This is a genomic window from Bacillus sp. ISL-75 (assembly GCF_018613095.1).
The window spans coordinates 83,239-100,075 of sequence record NZ_JAGGQX010000010.1 but is presented as its reverse complement, the minus strand read 5'-3'; the positions used below and the strand labels follow the sequence as shown (position 1 = coordinate 100,075).

At 41.6% G+C, this 16,837-nt stretch carries 15 protein-coding genes; 4 read left to right on the top strand and 11 right to left on the bottom strand.

Annotated features, from left to right (window positions below; genetic code table 11):
* Positions 1 to 3: 3 nt before the first annotated feature.
* Positions 4 to 564 (top strand): glycerol-3-phosphate acyltransferase, encoded by a 561-nt coding sequence (locus tag J7E63_RS04505; protein ID WP_215010430.1) that lies wholly within the window; start codon positions 4 to 6, stop codon positions 562 to 564.
* 108 nt (positions 565 to 672) lie between these two features.
* Here J7E63_RS04505 and J7E63_RS04500 read toward each other — a convergent pair whose 3' ends face one another.
* On the bottom strand, positions 673 to 2,166 hold the full coding sequence (locus tag J7E63_RS04500; RefSeq protein ID WP_215010429.1) for a YifB family Mg chelatase-like AAA ATPase: 1,494 nt from the start codon (positions 2,164 to 2,166) through the stop codon (positions 673 to 675).
* Entirely contained in the window at positions 2,151 to 2,759 is a 609-nt protein-coding gene (locus J7E63_RS04495) for a transposase (protein ID WP_215010428.1), read from the bottom strand. The genes J7E63_RS04500 and J7E63_RS04495 overlap by 16 nt, the downstream gene beginning before the upstream one ends.
* 338 nt (positions 2,760 to 3,097) lie before the next feature.
* Between J7E63_RS04495 and J7E63_RS04490 the strand changes: the two genes are divergently transcribed.
* A complete protein-coding gene (locus J7E63_RS04490; RefSeq protein ID WP_215010427.1) occupies positions 3,098 to 3,367 on the top strand; it encodes a hypothetical protein in 270 nt (89 codons plus the stop codon).
* 127 nt (positions 3,368 to 3,494) lie between these two features.
* Here J7E63_RS04490 and J7E63_RS04485 read toward each other — a convergent pair whose 3' ends face one another.
* A complete protein-coding gene (locus tag J7E63_RS04485) occupies positions 3,495 to 3,935 on the bottom strand; it encodes a ferritin-like domain-containing protein (RefSeq protein WP_215010426.1) in 441 nt (146 codons plus the stop codon).
* 300 nt (positions 3,936 to 4,235) lie between these two features.
* Here J7E63_RS04485 and J7E63_RS04480 point away from each other — a divergent pair, with 300 nt between their 5' ends.
* Entirely contained in the window at positions 4,236 to 4,682 is a 447-nt protein-coding gene (locus J7E63_RS04480) for a DUF6376 family protein (RefSeq protein ID WP_215010425.1), read from the top strand.
* Positions 4,683 to 4,904: 222 nt separating this feature from the next.
* Entirely contained in the window at positions 4,905 to 6,947 is a 2,043-nt protein-coding gene (locus tag J7E63_RS04475) for a molybdopterin-containing oxidoreductase family protein (protein WP_215010424.1), read from the top strand.
* Between the two features lie 26 nt (positions 6,948 to 6,973).
* On the opposite strand, the gene J7E63_RS04470 is transcribed toward J7E63_RS04475, so the two are convergent.
* From J7E63_RS04470 to J7E63_RS04435, 8 genes are all read right to left on the bottom strand, one after another.
* A complete protein-coding gene (locus tag J7E63_RS04470) occupies positions 6,974 to 7,819 on the bottom strand; it encodes a YitT family protein (protein WP_215010423.1) in 846 nt (281 codons plus the stop codon).
* 205 nt (positions 7,820 to 8,024) lie between these two features.
* Positions 8,025 to 8,996 (bottom strand): UDP-glucose 4-epimerase GalE, encoded by a 972-nt coding sequence (galE, locus tag J7E63_RS04465; protein WP_215010422.1) that lies wholly within the window; start codon positions 8,994 to 8,996, stop codon positions 8,025 to 8,027.
* Positions 8,997 to 9,133: 137 nt separating this feature from the next.
* Positions 9,134 to 9,667 carry a PepSY-associated TM helix domain-containing protein gene (locus tag J7E63_RS04460; protein WP_215010421.1) on the bottom strand — a complete coding sequence of 178 codons (534 nt, stop codon included), beginning with the start codon at positions 9,665 to 9,667 and terminating at the stop codon, positions 9,134 to 9,136.
* Between the two features lie 226 nt (positions 9,668 to 9,893).
* On the bottom strand, positions 9,894 to 11,060 hold the full coding sequence (locus tag J7E63_RS04455) for an ABC transporter permease (protein ID WP_251033368.1): 1,167 nt from the start codon (positions 11,058 to 11,060) through the stop codon (positions 9,894 to 9,896).
* On the bottom strand, positions 11,038 to 11,748 hold the full coding sequence (locus J7E63_RS04450) for an ABC transporter ATP-binding protein (protein ID WP_251033367.1): 711 nt from the start codon (positions 11,746 to 11,748) through the stop codon (positions 11,038 to 11,040). The genes J7E63_RS04455 and J7E63_RS04450 overlap by 23 nt, the downstream gene beginning before the upstream one ends.
* Positions 11,748 to 12,728, bottom strand: a complete 981-nt coding sequence (locus tag J7E63_RS04445) for an efflux RND transporter periplasmic adaptor subunit (protein ID WP_215010420.1) — start codon at positions 12,726 to 12,728, stop codon at positions 11,748 to 11,750. Before J7E63_RS04445 ends, J7E63_RS04450 begins: the two co-directional genes overlap by 1 nt.
* A 595-nt stretch (positions 12,729 to 13,323) precedes the next feature.
* The gene (locus J7E63_RS04440) at positions 13,324 to 15,729 is read right to left on the bottom strand and encodes an Ig-like domain-containing protein (protein WP_215010419.1); all 2,406 of its coding nucleotides are present in this window, start codon (positions 15,727 to 15,729) and stop codon (positions 13,324 to 13,326) included.
* 161 nt (positions 15,730 to 15,890) lie between these two features.
* On the bottom strand, positions 15,891 to 16,820 hold the full coding sequence (locus tag J7E63_RS04435; RefSeq protein WP_215010418.1) for a phosphate ABC transporter substrate-binding protein: 930 nt from the start codon (positions 16,818 to 16,820) through the stop codon (positions 15,891 to 15,893).
* Between the last annotated feature and the right edge of the window lie 17 nt (positions 16,821 to 16,837).

Here is a 16,837-nt window from a genome sequence, read left to right as displayed (position 1 = left end):
CAAATGATTTACTTTTTTCTAGTCTTATCCTATTTGATTGGGAGTATCATGTTTGGATTTCTGGTTACGAAAGCTCTCTACCTTAAGGATATTCGCCTTCATGGGAGTGGAAATGTAGGGGCGAGGAACGCAGGACGCCTTCATGGAAAAACGGCCTTTGTATTGATATTTCTAGGGGATGCTCTAAAAGGTGGCCTCGTCATACTGCTGGCTCGATATTTTGGATTTTCTGACCCCGTTCAACTTGTTGGTTTAGGCATGGCCATTTTAGGCCATCTGAAACCAATTACCCTGAACTTTAAGGGAGGAAAAGGGATCTCAACTTTTATTGGCGGAATAATTATGTTTGAACCGCTGCTTGTTTCCGTTATTATCTTAGCATTTCTAGTACTCTATCCCTTTACAAAGAGCTTCACTTTTTCAGGATTAGGTGCATTCCTATTCATTCCTCCTTTTCTATTAATCATCGACCATGATTGGATAAGTTGTGCAATTGTATTGTGTATCTTAGTATTCATTTTCCTGGCCCATTGGGACAATATCAAGGTGAGACTGAAAAAATAACATCAGATGTCTACAGTCCACCCCACATGGACATTTTAGCGATTTTGTCCACGGATGGTGCCTGACACCATCTGATAAATTCAACTGATGACACTAACTGACCTCCGTTCACACTTCATTTAACTGAACAGCTTCCCAAATACTTTGATCTGTTATGGCGGGGCTTGCTTGCAGGTCAGAGATGGTGCGGGCGAGACGGATGATTTTGACTTGTGTGCGGTTGCTCCAACTCTTCTTTAAAGCGAGTCGTTGCAATGTAGATTGCTGTGTGTCTGTCAATGGGCTTGTCCTTAATAGCATTTCGTAAGGGATTCTGCTATTGCAAACCTCCATTCCATAACGATCATATTGCCTGTTCCTTGCTTCCTCCACTCTCCCCCGGACAATTTTTGAGGACTCTCCTGCTGTTTCAATCGCAGCTGCATTAAAATTAATGGGTCCTAAGGAGAGATTAATATCAAACCGATCCCTGAGCGGACCTGAAAGCCTATTTTGATAGGCGAGTATCTGCTTCTTGGAACAGGTGCAATAATGTGAATTTGACCCTTCATAGCCACATGGGCATGGATTCATTGCCGCTATCAAAATAAACGACGCCGGATAGGTAATGGTCGCATGGGTGCGGCTAATCATGATCAACCCATTTTCTAATGGCTGCCGCAGCATATCTAATGTTTTTTTCGAAAACTCGCCAATTTCATCGAGAAACAAAACACCATGATGTGCTAACGAAATTTCGCCTGGCTTTGGGTATTGTCCGCCCCCGATTATAGAAACACCTGAAGCTGAGTGGTGCGGATTTCGATAGGGAGGCATATTGGAATGAGAAAAGGAATTTTGACTCAATTGATACAAACTGATTACTTCAAGTAGCGACTCTTTTGTTAATGCTGGTAAAATGGACGGGAAACTTTCAGCTAACATACTTTTTCCACAACCTGGTGGTCCCGTCAGCAAGACATGGTGTTCTCCGGCCGCAGCTACCTCTAAAGCATGTTTCGCTCCTGTATGACCAATAATCTGCTGCATATCTAAATAAACAGTGTTGGTGAACCTCTCGTCATCCTGCTTTTTTTTAAAAGGAGGAATCCATTGACCTGAAAGATGTCCAATCGCATCCTGTAAACTAGAAACATAGATGATTTCCAATGGCTTAAGATCTAATACCGGCAATTCCTCATCAAAAGGCATATAAAGCTTATGAATTCCCAGCTTCTTTGCCGCAAGTACAGCAGGCAGCATTCCTTCGACAGGCTGAATCGATCCATCCAACGATAATGATCCCAGAAAACCAGTATCCTCGGGGACGATTACCTCCAGTTCATGCAAACTTTGCAGTACAGCAATCGCCATCGGAAAATCAAACATAGAACCGTACTTTTTTTGATCCGCTGGTGATAGATTAATAATGATTTTCTGACCTGACAGGTGATAACCTAAGGTTCGAAGCGCTGCAATGATTCGCTCCTTTGATTCTTTTACAGCCGCATCTGGCAATCCAACAATTTTAAACGAATCGTTCCCTACATAAGAGCCAACCTCGACATGCACCCGATATCCTTCCATCCCTTTTAAGCCGATACTCGTTACTTTAGCCCACATGTCTTTTCCTCCCTCTTAATCATGTGAATTTTTCCATCTTCCCAAAAGAACTTGTCGGTTGGTAATGCCTTTATATAATTTTCATAGTGTTGTATTGGTGGGTCGGGAAAATATGAAAGTAGTGTTTTTGGGGCAATCAGAGGGATACTTTCTCCAAAGACATAGGCTCGGCAGCTGCTCCAAGGGTAATCCTCAGGTTTTGCCACCATTCCTGCTGAGTGGGGATTTAAGTGAATATATTTACTCACGTCTATCTCATATTCGGGAGAATTGAGGAGCTCGGCACCATAGCGCTTATCGAATACATGACCGGAGAAATCGTACTTTCTATTAAAATACTTTGCAAATTTGGTGTTGAGATTTTTCATGATATTACTCAAAGGGGTTTTTAGCGTTTCGAGCTGTAGGTGGGTATGATTTGTCATCAGGCAGTAGGTGTGAAGGTTGAATGGGTAACGTTCTCTTGTTTCTTGAACTAAAGCTAGGTACTTCTCAAAATCTTCATCTTCGAAAAATAGCGAACTTTTCCTAATTCCTCTAGTGGTAACATGATACTTTGCGCCTTCAAACCAAGGCCGGACACTGCGAACCATTGCAATCACTCCTTATTTAGTAAATTGGTAGAATTCAGGTGGGGAATCGAGGTAGATAATGAGGTCATCCGAAGCAAGCATTCCCCTTAAAACAGGAACAGCAAATAGTAACCACTATTACCTTTCGACACCCTCTCCAAAAATCCTGCACAATTCACCAAAATTCACCTTATCTATATAATTTTGGGTATTAACAACTGTCCATCCAGGAAAGACAGGTGTCCACGCGCGGTGCCTGACACCATTCTCTAAAAAGATGTATAAAAAGTCCTAGTGTGTAATATTTATTTTGTATGGATTTATAATTCTTATTTTCTATATGGGGGGGATGTCTCGCGGTGAGGGTAATTCAATGGCTGTTGGGTGCATTGCTTCTTGTGTATGGGATTTATCTTATTTTTGGTGTGCAGGAGTTCTTTGGAACCTTAGCAATAATCGCGGCTTTTTTTATCTTTCCTAGTTTAGGAAATGGAAGGAAAAGTTCCTATAGCAATGATCATGTACATTATTACGAAAGCGATTCAGACAGCACTGATGACGACCGCGGTTCCGACGGTAACGGGGATTCCGGAGGCGATTCGGGTGGAGACGGCGGCGGTGGAGATTAATCCTCACAGAAAAGCATCATTGAAAAACACCCTTGCCTTAGAGACAAGGGTGTCATTTTTTGAAGGCTAAACTACTATTTGTATGAAAATAGCAATCAAATCCAGCCAAAGGCATGAATGCAAGCAGTTACTTATTTTTTGTAAAAAAATACAAAAACCATACGGCATGATTTTGCTCATCTGCTGCCGCTCTTCGAAATGCCTCTTTTATGGTTGGGTCCGAAGTTCCATCAGCTACTTCTAGGTAAAAATCTACGGTTGTTTGTTCATCTTGTAACGCAAACTCTAAGCCATTTAAATAAACCTCCGGACATTCCTCGCTGATTTTCGGTTGAGGCTTTCGGCCAGTCAGCCTTGTATAGATCTGATCAAATTGTTGATAATGCTTTGATTCATCTTGACGAATTTCAAGGATTCGACTTTTCTCCTTCTCATTGGGTGCCAAATTTGCTAACTTTTCGTAACAATTTATGGCATTGTACTCACCATTAATCGCCTTTTCTAGTTCTCTTATCAACTTATTATTTTGTCTATATAAGGCATCGTAGTAATTAGTATATGGATACATTGTAGAACCTCCCGATTTTTCTCATGGATATCCTACGTGCGGGAAGATGACTGGGTGCTTACTATCCAGTACTTCTTTGGGAAAATAAACACCGTTTAGTATGGGGCACTTTTAGAAATAATGGTAAAAGTGCTCTCTTCAAAAATAAGCGGAACTTCTAAACGAGGATCCTGCTATTTTTATTGATATTAGCTTACCAAACTGCTTATGCCTTAGAAACGAAACAAATTTTCAACCCTATTTTAATGATAGGTAAACGGCCAAAAGCTCCCTCAAAAATTTTAAAATGGAGGTTCTTACATGAAAAAGAAGTTATTAGTTTTATCCGTGGTCATTACTTTTCTCCTAAGCGGTTGTTCCTTGCTAAATGATGCGAAAGATACGCTCACGTATGTAAATGATGCAAAGGATTACTTAAACAAGGCGACGGCATTTGCAAATGAAGCACCCTCTGTTGCCCAACTTGCCGTTAGAGATAAGCAAAGTGCAGCAGATTTCCAAAACATGCTCCAAGATATGAAACAAGAAATAAATGCATTCAATAAACTTCAAGCCCCAGACGTAGCAGTCGATTTACACCAGCAAATTGTCGACCAAAACAACAAACTTGCAGCCGGAATTGACGTGTATCTAAAACATATGAAGAATGGCTTACTCGATCCTTCTGTCCTTGAAAATACAGAATTATTTCAAAGCGTACAAGATATAACCAATATCCTTAATCAAATCAAAGAGCTCGGGCAGTAATAAATTGTTCTCTCGGGTTCTCGTATATCCAAAAAGGCGGTCACATGGAACTTCTACGTGACCGCCTTTTATTATCCATTTATTCAAACCCAGTACATTATATATAAGACTTAATCACCTATAAAAATAGCTCGCCAGATGTGTTCATAACAAAGAATTTGATGTTATGATAGTAGCAATCTTAAAAATCCAAGTTAAACATGAAAGGAGATTGACTAAGCTATGGCTTCTTTTATAGATGAACGAGATGGTGTTTTTCATGCGGTTTGTCCGCTGGATTGCCCGGATCAGTGCGGTTTACTTCTACATAAGGAAGATGGGAAGGTTATCAAAGTGGAAGGCGATCCTGCGCACCCGGTCACCAAAGGGCATATCTGTAACAAAGTCCGGAATATGACGGAACGGATTTATGATGAAAACCGCCTAAAATTCCCATTGAAACGCATGGGCCCTAAAGGCGAGGGCAAATTCGAACAAATCAGCTGGGAGGAAGCCATCCAGACGATTACTTCCCGTTGGAAAGAGTTGATCGAATCCGATGGACCCGAAAGCATTCTTCCTTACAGTTTTTATGGAAACATGGGCAGGCTTAATGCCGAGGGAATGGACCGCCGTTTCTTCCATCGCCTCGGTGCATCGCGTTTAGACCAAACCATCTGTTCGGCTGCTGGTTCGGTTGGCTATAAATATACCATGGGTGGCAGTATCGGGACCGACCCTGAGGATACGATTCATTCCAAACTATTCCTTTTTTGGGGCGTTAATGCGGCGAGCACCAACATGCATCAAGTCGCGTTAGCTCAAAAAGCCCGCAAACAAAATGGCGCCAAAATCATCGTCATCGATGTTCACAAAAATCAAACTGGTAGATTAGCAGATTGGTTTATTCCGATATTGCCTGGAACCGACAGTGCTCTCGCTTTAGGGATGATGCACATTTTATTTGCTGAAAACCTGGTCAACCCAGACTTTTTACAAAAATATACCGTCGGATTCGAAGAGCTGCGCGAACATGTCGCCCAGTACGACCCTATCACGGTTTCTGCTATTACGGGTGTACCTGTAGAAGATATTTATAAGCTGGCACGGATATATGGCGAGACGTCACCATCCTTTATTCGCATCGGTAATGGACCACAGCATCACGACAATGGCGGGATGTTTGTCCGGACTGTCGCATGCCTTCCTGCTCTCACTGGTCAGTGGCTTGTCAAAGGCGGCGGCGCGATCAAAGGAAATTCAGCCTATCTTGCTCCGAATACGGCTCACTTGCAACGACCCGATTTATTAAAAAATAAACATACACGCGTGATTAATATGAATTTACTTGGTGACGCATTACTTTCACTAGACCCTCCTGTGAAATCACTTTATGTGTACGGTTCGAATCCTGCCGTGGTCGCACCTGAGTCTACTAAAGTCCGAAATGGGTTAGCGCGGGAAGACTTATTTACCGTGGTCCATGATTTATTTTTAACAGAGACAGCCAAATACGCGGATATTGTTTTACCAGCGACATCCTCCTTTGAAAACACGGACATCTACACATCGTATTGGCATCATTACATTCAACTGCAGCAACCCGTTATTGCACCATTTGCTGAGTCAAAATCCAATGTCGATGTGTTCAGGCTACTCGCAAAGGAAATGGGATTTAATGAACCGCTTTTCCAAGAGACAGAGGCACAAATGATTACTCAAGCCCTTGATAATCCGCGCAATCCATATTTGGAAGAAATTACTTACGAAGGATTAGTTGAACATCAATTTATGAAAGCCAAGTTGAAACCGTTTCTTCCTGGGATCCTGCCAACCCCAAGTGGAAAAATTGAATTATTTTCACAGAAGATGCAAGAGGATGGCTATCCCCCATTGCCAACTTACGTACCTTTAGTAAACGATGGGGATCATCCGTATCAGTTTGTTCCTGGCCCGAATCATAATTTCTTAAACTCTACCTTTTCCAACAATCCAAAGCACATCAGCTTGGAAAAAGAACCAAAGGTGTTTATGAATCATCAGGATGCTTTCACGGCGGGGATTGTAGATGGAGATATGGTCCGTGTCTGGAACGATCGAGGAGAATGCCGGCTAAAGGCGGCTGTCGGAGATCAAGTTCTTCCTGGAGTCGTCGTCACGCAAGGACTGTGGGCGGATTCCGTTGACTCAAAACAGCTAGTAAACTCCCTCACCCCGGACCGTATCGCCGATATGGGCGGCGGTGCCACCTTCTTTTCAGGGAGAGTAAGTGTGGAGAAAATATAGAAAATGCCTGATACCCACTACGGGTGTCAGGCACCTTTTTTACTCGCCTTGTATCCATGCCCGATCATTTCATGGACATTATGGACGGTGACATAGGCGTTTTCATCTACTTCCTTAATAATACTTTTCAGTTGGACGATTTCCTGCTTATTGATGACGATATAAAGGACTTCTCTGTTCAGACCGCTATAGCCCCCTCGACCGTCTAAAACGGTTAATCCGCGCGACATCCGACTGGTGATGTTGGCCAAGACCTGTTCAGGAGAATTAGAAATAATCATCACTGCTATCTTTTCATCGAGTCCTTCGACAATGAAATCAATCGCCTTCGCTCCGATGAACACAATCAACAGCGTATACATCGCTTTTTCCAAACCAATGATGAAAATCGAGCCAACCACTACTAAAATATCAATAATTAGCATGCCTTTCCCAATGCTCCAACCTAGCAATTGGTTCGCCAATCTCGCTAATATTGTCGATCCTCCCGAGGTTCCTCCCGTCCGGAAAATCAAACCCAACCCAGCTCCGACAAGCAAACCCGCAAAGATTGAGGCCAAAAACGTATCCTCAGTTAATTGATGTCCAATATCCTCGGTTAAAAATAAACATAGCGAGCATGCTGCAATTGAAATTAGCGTATAAATAAACGATCTTTTTTCAAAAAATTTATAACCGACCGCGAGCAACACTGTATTCAATACAAAATTCACGACACCGGGCGACCAATCAAACAAATAGTGAGCAATAATCGTAATCCCTAGAATCCCGCCTTCTGATAGATGATTCGGGATCGTGAAATAATTGACACCCACCGCAAAAATAAGCGAACCTAGCATTATATACAAAATATCCTTCAACGTTTTCTTCATAAAAAAGAACCCCTTAACGAAATTTATATCCTAATCTTAACCTAGTAAATGATAACCATCAAACTACAAATTAGGCCAAAAATCAAGATAAAAAAATGCTTCAAGAACATTAAATTCTCACTGCATTTTAATCTATAACATCCGCCGCTCCACCAGGAACCTAATATAAAAAAGCCCCGCCTACTTATGTAGACAGAGCTGCCAATTAATAGGTTTGTTTCTGATGCCAATTCCACGCATCTGCAATAATTCGTTCCAAGTTCCGTTCAGCCTTCCAGCCTAGTTCGCTAAGAATTTTTTGAGAGGAAGCGACAAGCATGGCAGGATCTCCGGCACGGCGGTCAGCCATTTCTACGTTTGCCTCCACACCGGTAACTTTTTCACAAGTTTCAATGACTTCCTTAACAGAATATCCTAGACCGTTGCCAAGATTATAAATCTCAGCCGATTTCTTCCCTGTTAATAATGCCTCGAGTGCGAGGATATGGGCACTGGCTAAATCAGTCACGTGGATATAATCGCGAATACAAGTACCATCAGCTGTATCATAATCGGATCCAAAGACAGATACTTTTTCCCGCTGGCCTAACAGTTGTTGAAGGACAATCGGAATTAAATGTGTTTCTGGGTCATGACTCTCGCCAATTACTGCTGATTCGTGGGCTCCTGCTGCATTAAAGTAACGTAAGACCACATAGTTCAATCCATAGGATTTTGAGAAATCAGACAGAATTTGTTCGATCATCAGTTTGGAATGTCCATACGGATTAATCGGTCTGGTTGGAGTTGTTTCATCAATCAACTCCACATCAGGAATTCCATAGGTAGCTGCAGTGGAAGAGAAAATAAAGTTTTTTACGTTGTTTTTCATCATCACTTTTAACAAGGTAAGTGTGGACGCCACGTTATTCTGATAATATTTCAAAGGATCCACAACAGACTCCCCTACCAAACTAAAGGCAGCAAAGTGCATAACCGCCTTGATGGGATAACTTTTGAAGATCATTTGTAAATCTTCTTCATTGCCAAGATCACCTTCGACAAAAACGGCCCGGCTATCAACTGCTGCGCGGTGACCAGTCGATAAGTTATCGAGAACGAGAACCTCTTCTTTTTCTACTAATTCCTTTACAAGATGGCTACCAATGTAACCTGCTCCGCCAACGACGAGAATCATATTCATTTCCCCTTAGCTAGAATTTCAATTACCTTTTTTATTATAGCATTTTGACGAAAAAACGTATATTTTGCGTTAAAGTAAAAAAGTGTCAGGCACCATGTGAATTTTTCACATGGTGCCTGACACCCTGACTGTTATGCTACTTGGCCATCGTTTTTACGACTTTTTCTTTTTTTATCGGCTTTGAGGACTTTTAAGGATAGGTAAATGCCTGAACCGGTTAGGAAGATCATCGCTAGTGCAACTAGGTCGACCAGCCATTTCACATTAGTCGTGCCGATTTTCCCTTCATGAAGACCTCTAATGATACTTGTGATCGAACTCGCTCCGCCTTCTCCCCCAGGGCCGCCGGCGCCCATACGTCCAGGGAATTGACCAGTTGCGTTTGTGCCTGTTTGTCCTTGAGTTTGGCCGTTTGTCTGCGTTTGATTGCTAGCAGGATTCTGCGATTGAGTTTGCCCAGTTGTTTGGCTTGAGTTTGTGGTTGCACCTTGTGGGCCTACACCTTGATTAAATTGACCCGGCTGGAAATTGCCTCGATTTCCTTCCATTTGTGTCTGACCGATTAACCACGGCTCGTTCATTAACAAACCCGTAATTGACTCGATTAGGATAAAGATAGAACAAATTAAACCAATCCATAAATGGGCTTTTCTCGTATTTTTCATATAAATTCTCCTCATTTTGTTATATTTTTATAGATACTCTCTTGTAAATTGCCGCTTTGAACTACTAATTTTTAAAAAAATCAAGTTTATTTGCGAAAAATCGGCATTTATTTGCGGATTAACTGGATTTATTTGCGGATAAGTCGGTTTTATTTGCGAATTTACTAGTTTTATTTGCGGATCAAAATTTCGCCATCGCCAATGAGAGATGAAATCCTTATCGTCCTTATTGGTAGCGAAGTGCTTGAATCGGATTCAGTTTGGATGCCTTGTTGGCAGGGAATACGCCGAAGACGACCCCGACCACAAGCGAGAATAAGAACGATGATAGAATCACGGTTGGGGAGTAAGCGATGCTTAAACTCATCAGTGATGAGACAACCTTTCCTAATCCTAATCCGAATAAAATTCCAATCAATCCACCCATTGAACTTAAGACGACCGCCTCAATTAAGAATTGCAGGAGCACATCACGTCTTTTCGCGCCAATCGCTTTTCTGATTCCAATTTCCTTCGTCCGTTCTGACACGGACACAAGCATAATATTCATGATGCCGATCCCGCCGACAAGCAAGGATATACTTGCAATTCCTCCAAGCATCATCGTCATCGTGTCGGATACCGAACTCATTGTGTCCATCACATCCTGCTGATTCGTTACGCCATAATAGTCACTTTTGCCGGGATACATACTGGCAAGCGACAATTTAACCTCATTCATGACGAAATCCATTTGATCCTCGCTTTTGCCTTGCAAATAAACGGTGCTTATTGTCGTACTGCCAACTAAACGCTGACCCGTGCTTAATGGGACAATGACTACATTATCCCCGCTCTGCCCGAGTGAACTCCCTTTCGAAGCTAAAACCCCGACAACTTTGAACGAGGTGCCTGACACCTGAATATATTGGCCGATTGGATTCTCTGTGCCAAAAAACGTCGCAGCGGTATCCGAGCCAAGAACAACAATCTTTTGGCGGTATTCTACGTCCAGATCGGTAATAAAGCGACCTTGACTAACCTTCGCATCACGTACCGTTGAATAAGCGGCGTTTGTTCCTGTTAAGGTAATCTGTGATGAGGTCCGCTCCTTCTTCACATAAACACGACCCGAAACAACCGGCGCAACAGCTTTGACTCCATCAATATCACTTAACTCACTAATTTTATCCTCGGTTAATTCAATATCGGTACTATAGGTATTAACGGTCAAAAGGTTCGTTCCTAATTGATTGATTTGACTTGTGACGTTTTTCGCTGACCCTTGCGCAATCGACACCAGCACAATGACAGACGAGACCCCAATAATGATGCCGAGCATCGTCAAGACAGCCCGGAGTTTATTGCTTCGAATACTCCGAAGGGCCATCTTAATAGATTGCATGATTCCCAAGTAGTACACCCCCATTCTCAAAGAGCTGGCCGTCTTGAATACTAACCATTCTTCTTGCTTGTTTCGCAATCTCTAGATCATGTGTGATTAAAATAATCGTATGTCCTAATTCATTCAATTCCTTCATTAAAAAAAGAATCTCCTTACTCGTTTTACTATCCAGTGCTCCTGTTGGTTCATCGGCGAGGAGAATCGCCGGCTGCCCAACAAGCGCTCTCGCAATCGCAACCCTTTGCTGCTGGCCTCCGGAAAGTTGGGTTGGAAGATGCCCGGCACGATCCTTCAAGCCCACCTTGTCCAATCCTTCTAAAGCGCGCTCGCGCCTTTCTCGTGTTGATACACCAGCATATAACAATGGCAATTCTACATTTTCGAGTGCTGTGAGCTTACTTAATAAGTTAAAGTTTTGAAAAATAAACCCAATCTTACCATTACGAATGGTCGCCAAGCTGTTATCGTCCATTTTTCCAATATCTTTGCCATCTAGGTGATAGGTACCCTTATTGGGTCGGTCAAGGCAGCCGAGCATATTCATTAATGTTGATTTTCCCGATCCCGATGGGCCAATAATCGCTAGAAACTCGCCCTTTTGAATTTCTAATGACACATCATTGAGGGCATGGACCGTTTCACCGCCAAGTTTATAGGACTTCATCATATTTTTTATCTCAATAATTGGAGTCCTCATTAATTGCCACCCTTTCCGCTCGTGTTAGTTTGTCCCTGTCCACCACCGCTTGGAGGCATTCCACCGCCAGTCATCGCTCCCATTCCGCCCATGCCTCCTTGCATCCTACCGCTTTGATTGGTAGAAGAACTACTAGTTGCAAGAGCAGGTAATTGAATCATTTCGCCTGCCGTTACCCCTTCTGTAAGTTCTACATAATCATCAGTCGAAATGCCCGTTTTCACGGTCTTTTGCTGGCTAGTACTGCTTGCAGAACTAGCATCGGTAGAAGTGGAAGTCACAACAACATACTTCTCATTATTGTTTGTATACACCCCATCAACTGGAACGTAAAGAGCATTTTCCTTACTCTCGGTGAGGATACTAGCTTCTGTACTCATCCCAACCTTTAAGTTTTTAGGTTGATCAATATGAATGGTGACATCAAAAGTGGATGTCCCATTTGCAGATGTTCCTTCTGCTGCAATATCCGTTACCTTTCCAGTAAAAGTGGTGTCAGGATAGGCACTCACGGTTATGCTAACGGTTTGTTTCTTTTTAATCTTAGTAATGTCTAGTTCATCCACTTGAACCACTGTTTGTAAATTCTCGTAATCGGTGAGATGAGCGATAACCTGTCCATTGGTAACCCGTTTTCCATCTGTAACAGAAATGGTTGTAATCTTACCATCGGCTGGGGCCGTAATCGGGTCACTATCATCGGTGAAGGTGATTAACTCATCACCCTCACTTACGGTGTCCCCTGCAGAAACTAACACTTCATCAATTTCATCATTATCGACCGTCGATTTAATGTCTTCACTAGTCACTGGTGCAACGGTGCCAGATCCACTAATCTTCACTTCGAGTTTGCCTTGTTGAACAACGGCGGTTCGAGTTTGAGCCGTTGTCTCCGTGCTGACTGTTTTCGATTTATAGTATTGAAACCCGACAAAGCCAATCACCAAAACACTTATGAGAATCCAAATCAACTTTTTCATTCCTATATACTCCTTTTGCTCCCTGCTGCATTACCCCTCCGACACCAGGGAAGTTTTTATTTGATGAGCCTATTATCTTGCCGGTTCCTTAATTTATCCTTAACAAAGAAAAGCGCAAGCGGTCCGTTTAACGGCGTATAGACTGGAGCGCTCCGACTAAGATAAAGGAAATTAGAAAAGCGTAGGCGCCTTGTTCAGGGGCGACAGGCATAAGACGAGCCGGCGTGAAGGTTGCCTTTTATCTTCAGGACGGATTGGCTTATGACCCCGAGCCCCTAGGCGCTGGAGCTAGACAACACGGTGAGCATAGCGAACCGATGTTGACTTATCGAAGGGAGGAGAGCGAAGTCTACTAGCCGTTGGGCCGCTTGCGCTAGACAGTTAACTAAGTATAGAGTTTCACCTTATTCAATTAGGGTGTCAGGCACCATGTGAAAATTTCACATGGTGCCTGACACCCAGCTTAGAGATGGACAATATTAATAATAGAAAAAGCCTTAATTCCTTGTACAGTAAGGGAATTAAGGCTTTTTTTATGTCATTATTCTTAGGCCAATCTAGATAAGGTAACAAGTGTTTGTTTGAGTAATTGTTCCTAATTTACTTTAATGGAGACAGAATTGCTTTTATTACCAGCCTTATCTTTAGAAAAAATTGTCAAGGTAGTACGTTTTTTCTGAGCTTTAATTTTGACTTTGTAATTTCCCTTTGCATCTACAACTGCGTTGCTTACATATGTTTTTCCATTATAAACATAGACAGTTGAGCCAATTTCAGCTTTTCCTGTAATAATAGTAGTCTTAGAGGTTACTTTATTTACTGAAGGTTTAGCAGGGGCTGTCTTATCAACAACTTTAACACTCTTTGCAGTGCTCACATTCCCAGCTTCATCCGTCACAGTAACCTTTATTTCTGTTGCTGCATGTTGCTTAGCAATTACAAATTTATAATTGCTATTTTTATCAACAGTGGTACTCTTTTGATATTTTCCATTTACATAAAGCTTAGCCGTTGCATTCGCTTCTGCTTTCCCAGTTACAGATGTTGATTGATCCGTTACTTGGTTAACTGTTGGAGTCGCGGGAGCTGTGAAATCCGGCATATTCGTAAATGACGGAAGACCAGAGATATAACCAACACCGCCTGTTTTATCAATACCAATTTCTGTATCCATTGCTTTCTTTAAATCTTCTTTACTAACGGCAGTAATAGCTTTAGCATCTAATTCATCTCCAGGATGTTGGAAATTACTCATAATATAAGAGAAACCATTCCGATCATCCGCTGCGAACAATCCAGTGGATTCCGCTCCTGCTGGGTTCGATAAAATACGTGTTAACTCTTTCGTATCGACATTATAAGCCCATACATAGTTATTCGTATGCTTACTGCTATCTTCACCAATAAATAAGGTTTTCATTTCTTCAGAGTAGCTTAAATTATCAGGACTTGCTACTTTATCTACATTCGCTGTATTACCGAAAGCATCAGCCGTTGCAAGGTCTTCACCTGCAAGTAAACCTGACATCGTTGTAGCTACATATTTACTAAGAATGCCGCGGCCTCTGTTATCTTTTTGACCGCTCATTAAATCTAATTGATAAGTTGCACCGGACTTAATTTTAGGTAATTGCATATCATCAACTGGATCTTTTCCTGTGCTGTCTTTTTCCATGCTGCCGCTTTGGTCGGAAATAGCGATATACACCTTGTTATCTTTGGCGTTATAAGTGACACCTTCCATTTTGTTGAATTCAGTAGTGGCACCAAGGTACGCTGCATACCGGCGTGATTCAAGAAATGCTGCCGCTTTTTCCATACCAGGCTTAAGTTTTACATATTCTGTTTGGCCATAGGAATATTGTTTAATCGCTTTAAAACCTGGTTGAGCAGTATCAGACGTTTCAAAAATGTCACTGAATTTAATATCGTTGTCAATGATCGATTGAATTTCCTTATCATTGGCATGTCCTAGCTTAACCCATTCTAAATTTCCTGAACCGCCATTTTCAGTCCCAGTTTGGACGAATTTAGCAGCGTATAATGTACCTGCTGATAAATCTTTCGCTTTATCGGCTACATACATGAACATACCGGTATTTGCGCCGTCATCACCAAAGTAGGCTGTACGGTTGTCAGGCATCATTTTCATTAATTCATGTGAGAAACGGCCGATACTGTAATGTTTCTCAACTTTTACTTTACCGTTTTTCTTTACTTGGATTTCTGGAACGTAACCATAGAAATATGGATTTGCTTTTAATTTATCCCCGAAATAAAGCTGTGAAAAGCTTTCAACGGAAGTTCTTGCCGATGACTTTATGTCAAATTCGTATTTGCGTGCATCCGGCTCATACTCTTCCGATCCTAAATGTGTATTCCATGGTGAAAGCGATCCATTACAAGGAATCCAAAGTCCGTTAACTTCTGAAAAATCAATTTTCTTAACCTCTTTAGCTTTCAATTCACCAGTCTTCTTATTTTGGTCTAAAGTGGTTAAGGACATGGAAGCTGGAACAATTCCATAGGCAGAATTACCAGCCGCATCTAATGTCTGATATTCATAATGTGTAACCATATAGAGATTACCGTTAATCGGTTTTAGCAAACTGTTTGAATCAGGTGCATCCGAAACGAATGGTTGTGGTGATCCAGGAACACTAGTGTCCATGATTGGATCCCCATAATAATCAATCGGTGTACCGGCAGGAATCAATTCACCTTTATTAACAGCGATTTTATCTTCTGATTTAAAAAGTCTTTTATATGATAGAGGGAACGTTTTTACTTTTCCATTGCTGTATTTTACATCAACTGAAGCAGTAGAATACGTTTTTACCATTTGATCAATAGTAGTTGGTGCTGGCATTCCATTAAATTTAACGGAATCAATCTTTACCTGACTATTTGTTGCCGCTGCTGCAGGTGTTAGAGCAGGAATGGTTAAAGCAAGTGTAAGGGCGAAAACTGCACCTTTTTTACCAAATCTCTTCTTATTCATTGATATCCTCCTAGATATTAGTTTTCTTTTATCTACTAAACAAAAGGAATATTAAATTCGTTACTAAGCTATTTTTAAAAGTTACTAAAAAAATAAAAGTAGAAAGGAATGGTTACAAACCTATCTACTTTTATATCAATCTTGTTTATTATAGAAAAATCTTAAATATCCTTTTGATTACCTTTTGCGTCACGTTCGACTGTCATTTCTGTTACAGGCAGGTAGCCTTGTTCTTTTAATAAATTGTTTTGAACTTCATCACTCATCATATAATCGAAGAATGCTTTAGAAAGCTCATCTGGCTCACCTTTAGTATATGAATGTTGATAAGCCCAAACTGGGAATTCACCAGATTGTACATTTTCTGCAGTTGGTTCAACACCATCGATGGCAAGAGGTGTAACAGATTCGTCAGTAAAGTATGAGAATGCTAGGTAACCAATGGCACCGTCCGTTTCGTTAATAATCTTTTTAACTGTGTTTGAAGAATCTTCGGTAATTCCTTCTGCAGGTGTTGCACCATCAAGGGCAAACTTATTGAATACAGCACGAGTTCCTGAAGAGTCCGGACGGTTTACAAGAACGATTTTTTGATCGGCACCGCCAAGTTCTTTCCAGTTTGTGATTTTTCCAGTGAAAACTTTAATTAAATCTTCTTTTTTAATATCTTTAATCCCTACTTTGGGGTTAACAGCAGCAGTCATACCTACTACAGCAACTTTATGATCTACAAGCTGATCAGCCGGGATACCTTCTTTTTCTTCTGCAAAAACGTCTGAGTTACCAATTTGAACGGATCCTTCAGCAACTTGTGATAAGCCTGTACCAGATCCACCCGCATTTACTTGAATATCAACTTTAGGATGATTAGCCATAAATTCTTCAGCTGCCGCTGCCACTAAAGGCTGCATCGCCGAGGAGCCGGAAATATTTAATGAGCCAGAAAGTTCTTTCGTTTCTTCAGTCTTTGGCGTTTCTTTCTTCGCTGTTCCTTCTGTCTTTTCTGTAGAAGCTGCGCCACCACAAGCAGCCATGAAAACCATTAACGCAGCTAGCAATGTTACCAGGCTTAATTTTTTCAAACTTTTCATATTGTTAAATCCCCCTA

Excerpts from the sequence above, each read along its gene's own strand:
- J7E63_RS04505 (WP_215010430.1), top strand. The coding sequence starts at position 4 with ATGATTTACTTTTTTCTAGTCTTATCCTATTTGATTGGGAGTATCATG.
- J7E63_RS04500 (WP_215010429.1), bottom strand. The coding sequence starts at position 2,166 with ATGTGGGCTAAAGTAACGAGTATCGGCTTAAAAGGGATGGAAGGATAT.
- J7E63_RS04495 (WP_215010428.1), bottom strand. The coding sequence starts at position 2,759 with ATGGTTCGCAGTGTCCGGCCTTGGTTTGAAGGCGCAAAGTATCATGTT.
- J7E63_RS04485 (WP_215010426.1), bottom strand. The coding sequence starts at position 3,935 with ATGTATCCATATACTAATTACTACGATGCCTTATATAGACAAAATAAT.
- J7E63_RS04480 (WP_215010425.1), top strand. The coding sequence starts at position 4,236 with ATGAAAAAGAAGTTATTAGTTTTATCCGTGGTCATTACTTTTCTCCTA.
- J7E63_RS04475 (WP_215010424.1), top strand. The coding sequence starts at position 4,905 with ATGGCTTCTTTTATAGATGAACGAGATGGTGTTTTTCATGCGGTTTGT.
- J7E63_RS04470 (WP_215010423.1), bottom strand. The coding sequence starts at position 7,819 with ATGAAGAAAACGTTGAAGGATATTTTGTATATAATGCTAGGTTCGCTT.
- galE (WP_215010422.1), bottom strand. The coding sequence starts at position 8,996 with ATGATTCTCGTCGTTGGCGGAGCAGGTTACATTGGTAGCCATCTTGTA.
- J7E63_RS04460 (WP_215010421.1), bottom strand. The coding sequence starts at position 9,667 with ATGAAAAATACGAGAAAAGCCCATTTATGGATTGGTTTAATTTGTTCT.
- J7E63_RS04450 (WP_251033367.1), bottom strand. The coding sequence starts at position 11,748 with ATGAGGACTCCAATTATTGAGATAAAAAATATGATGAAGTCCTATAAA.
- J7E63_RS04445 (WP_215010420.1), bottom strand. The coding sequence starts at position 12,728 with ATGAAAAAGTTGATTTGGATTCTCATAAGTGTTTTGGTGATTGGCTTT.
- J7E63_RS04440 (WP_215010419.1), bottom strand. The coding sequence starts at position 15,729 with ATGAATAAGAAGAGATTTGGTAAAAAAGGTGCAGTTTTCGCCCTTACA.
- J7E63_RS04435 (WP_215010418.1), bottom strand. The coding sequence starts at position 16,820 with ATGAAAAGTTTGAAAAAATTAAGCCTGGTAACATTGCTAGCTGCGTTA.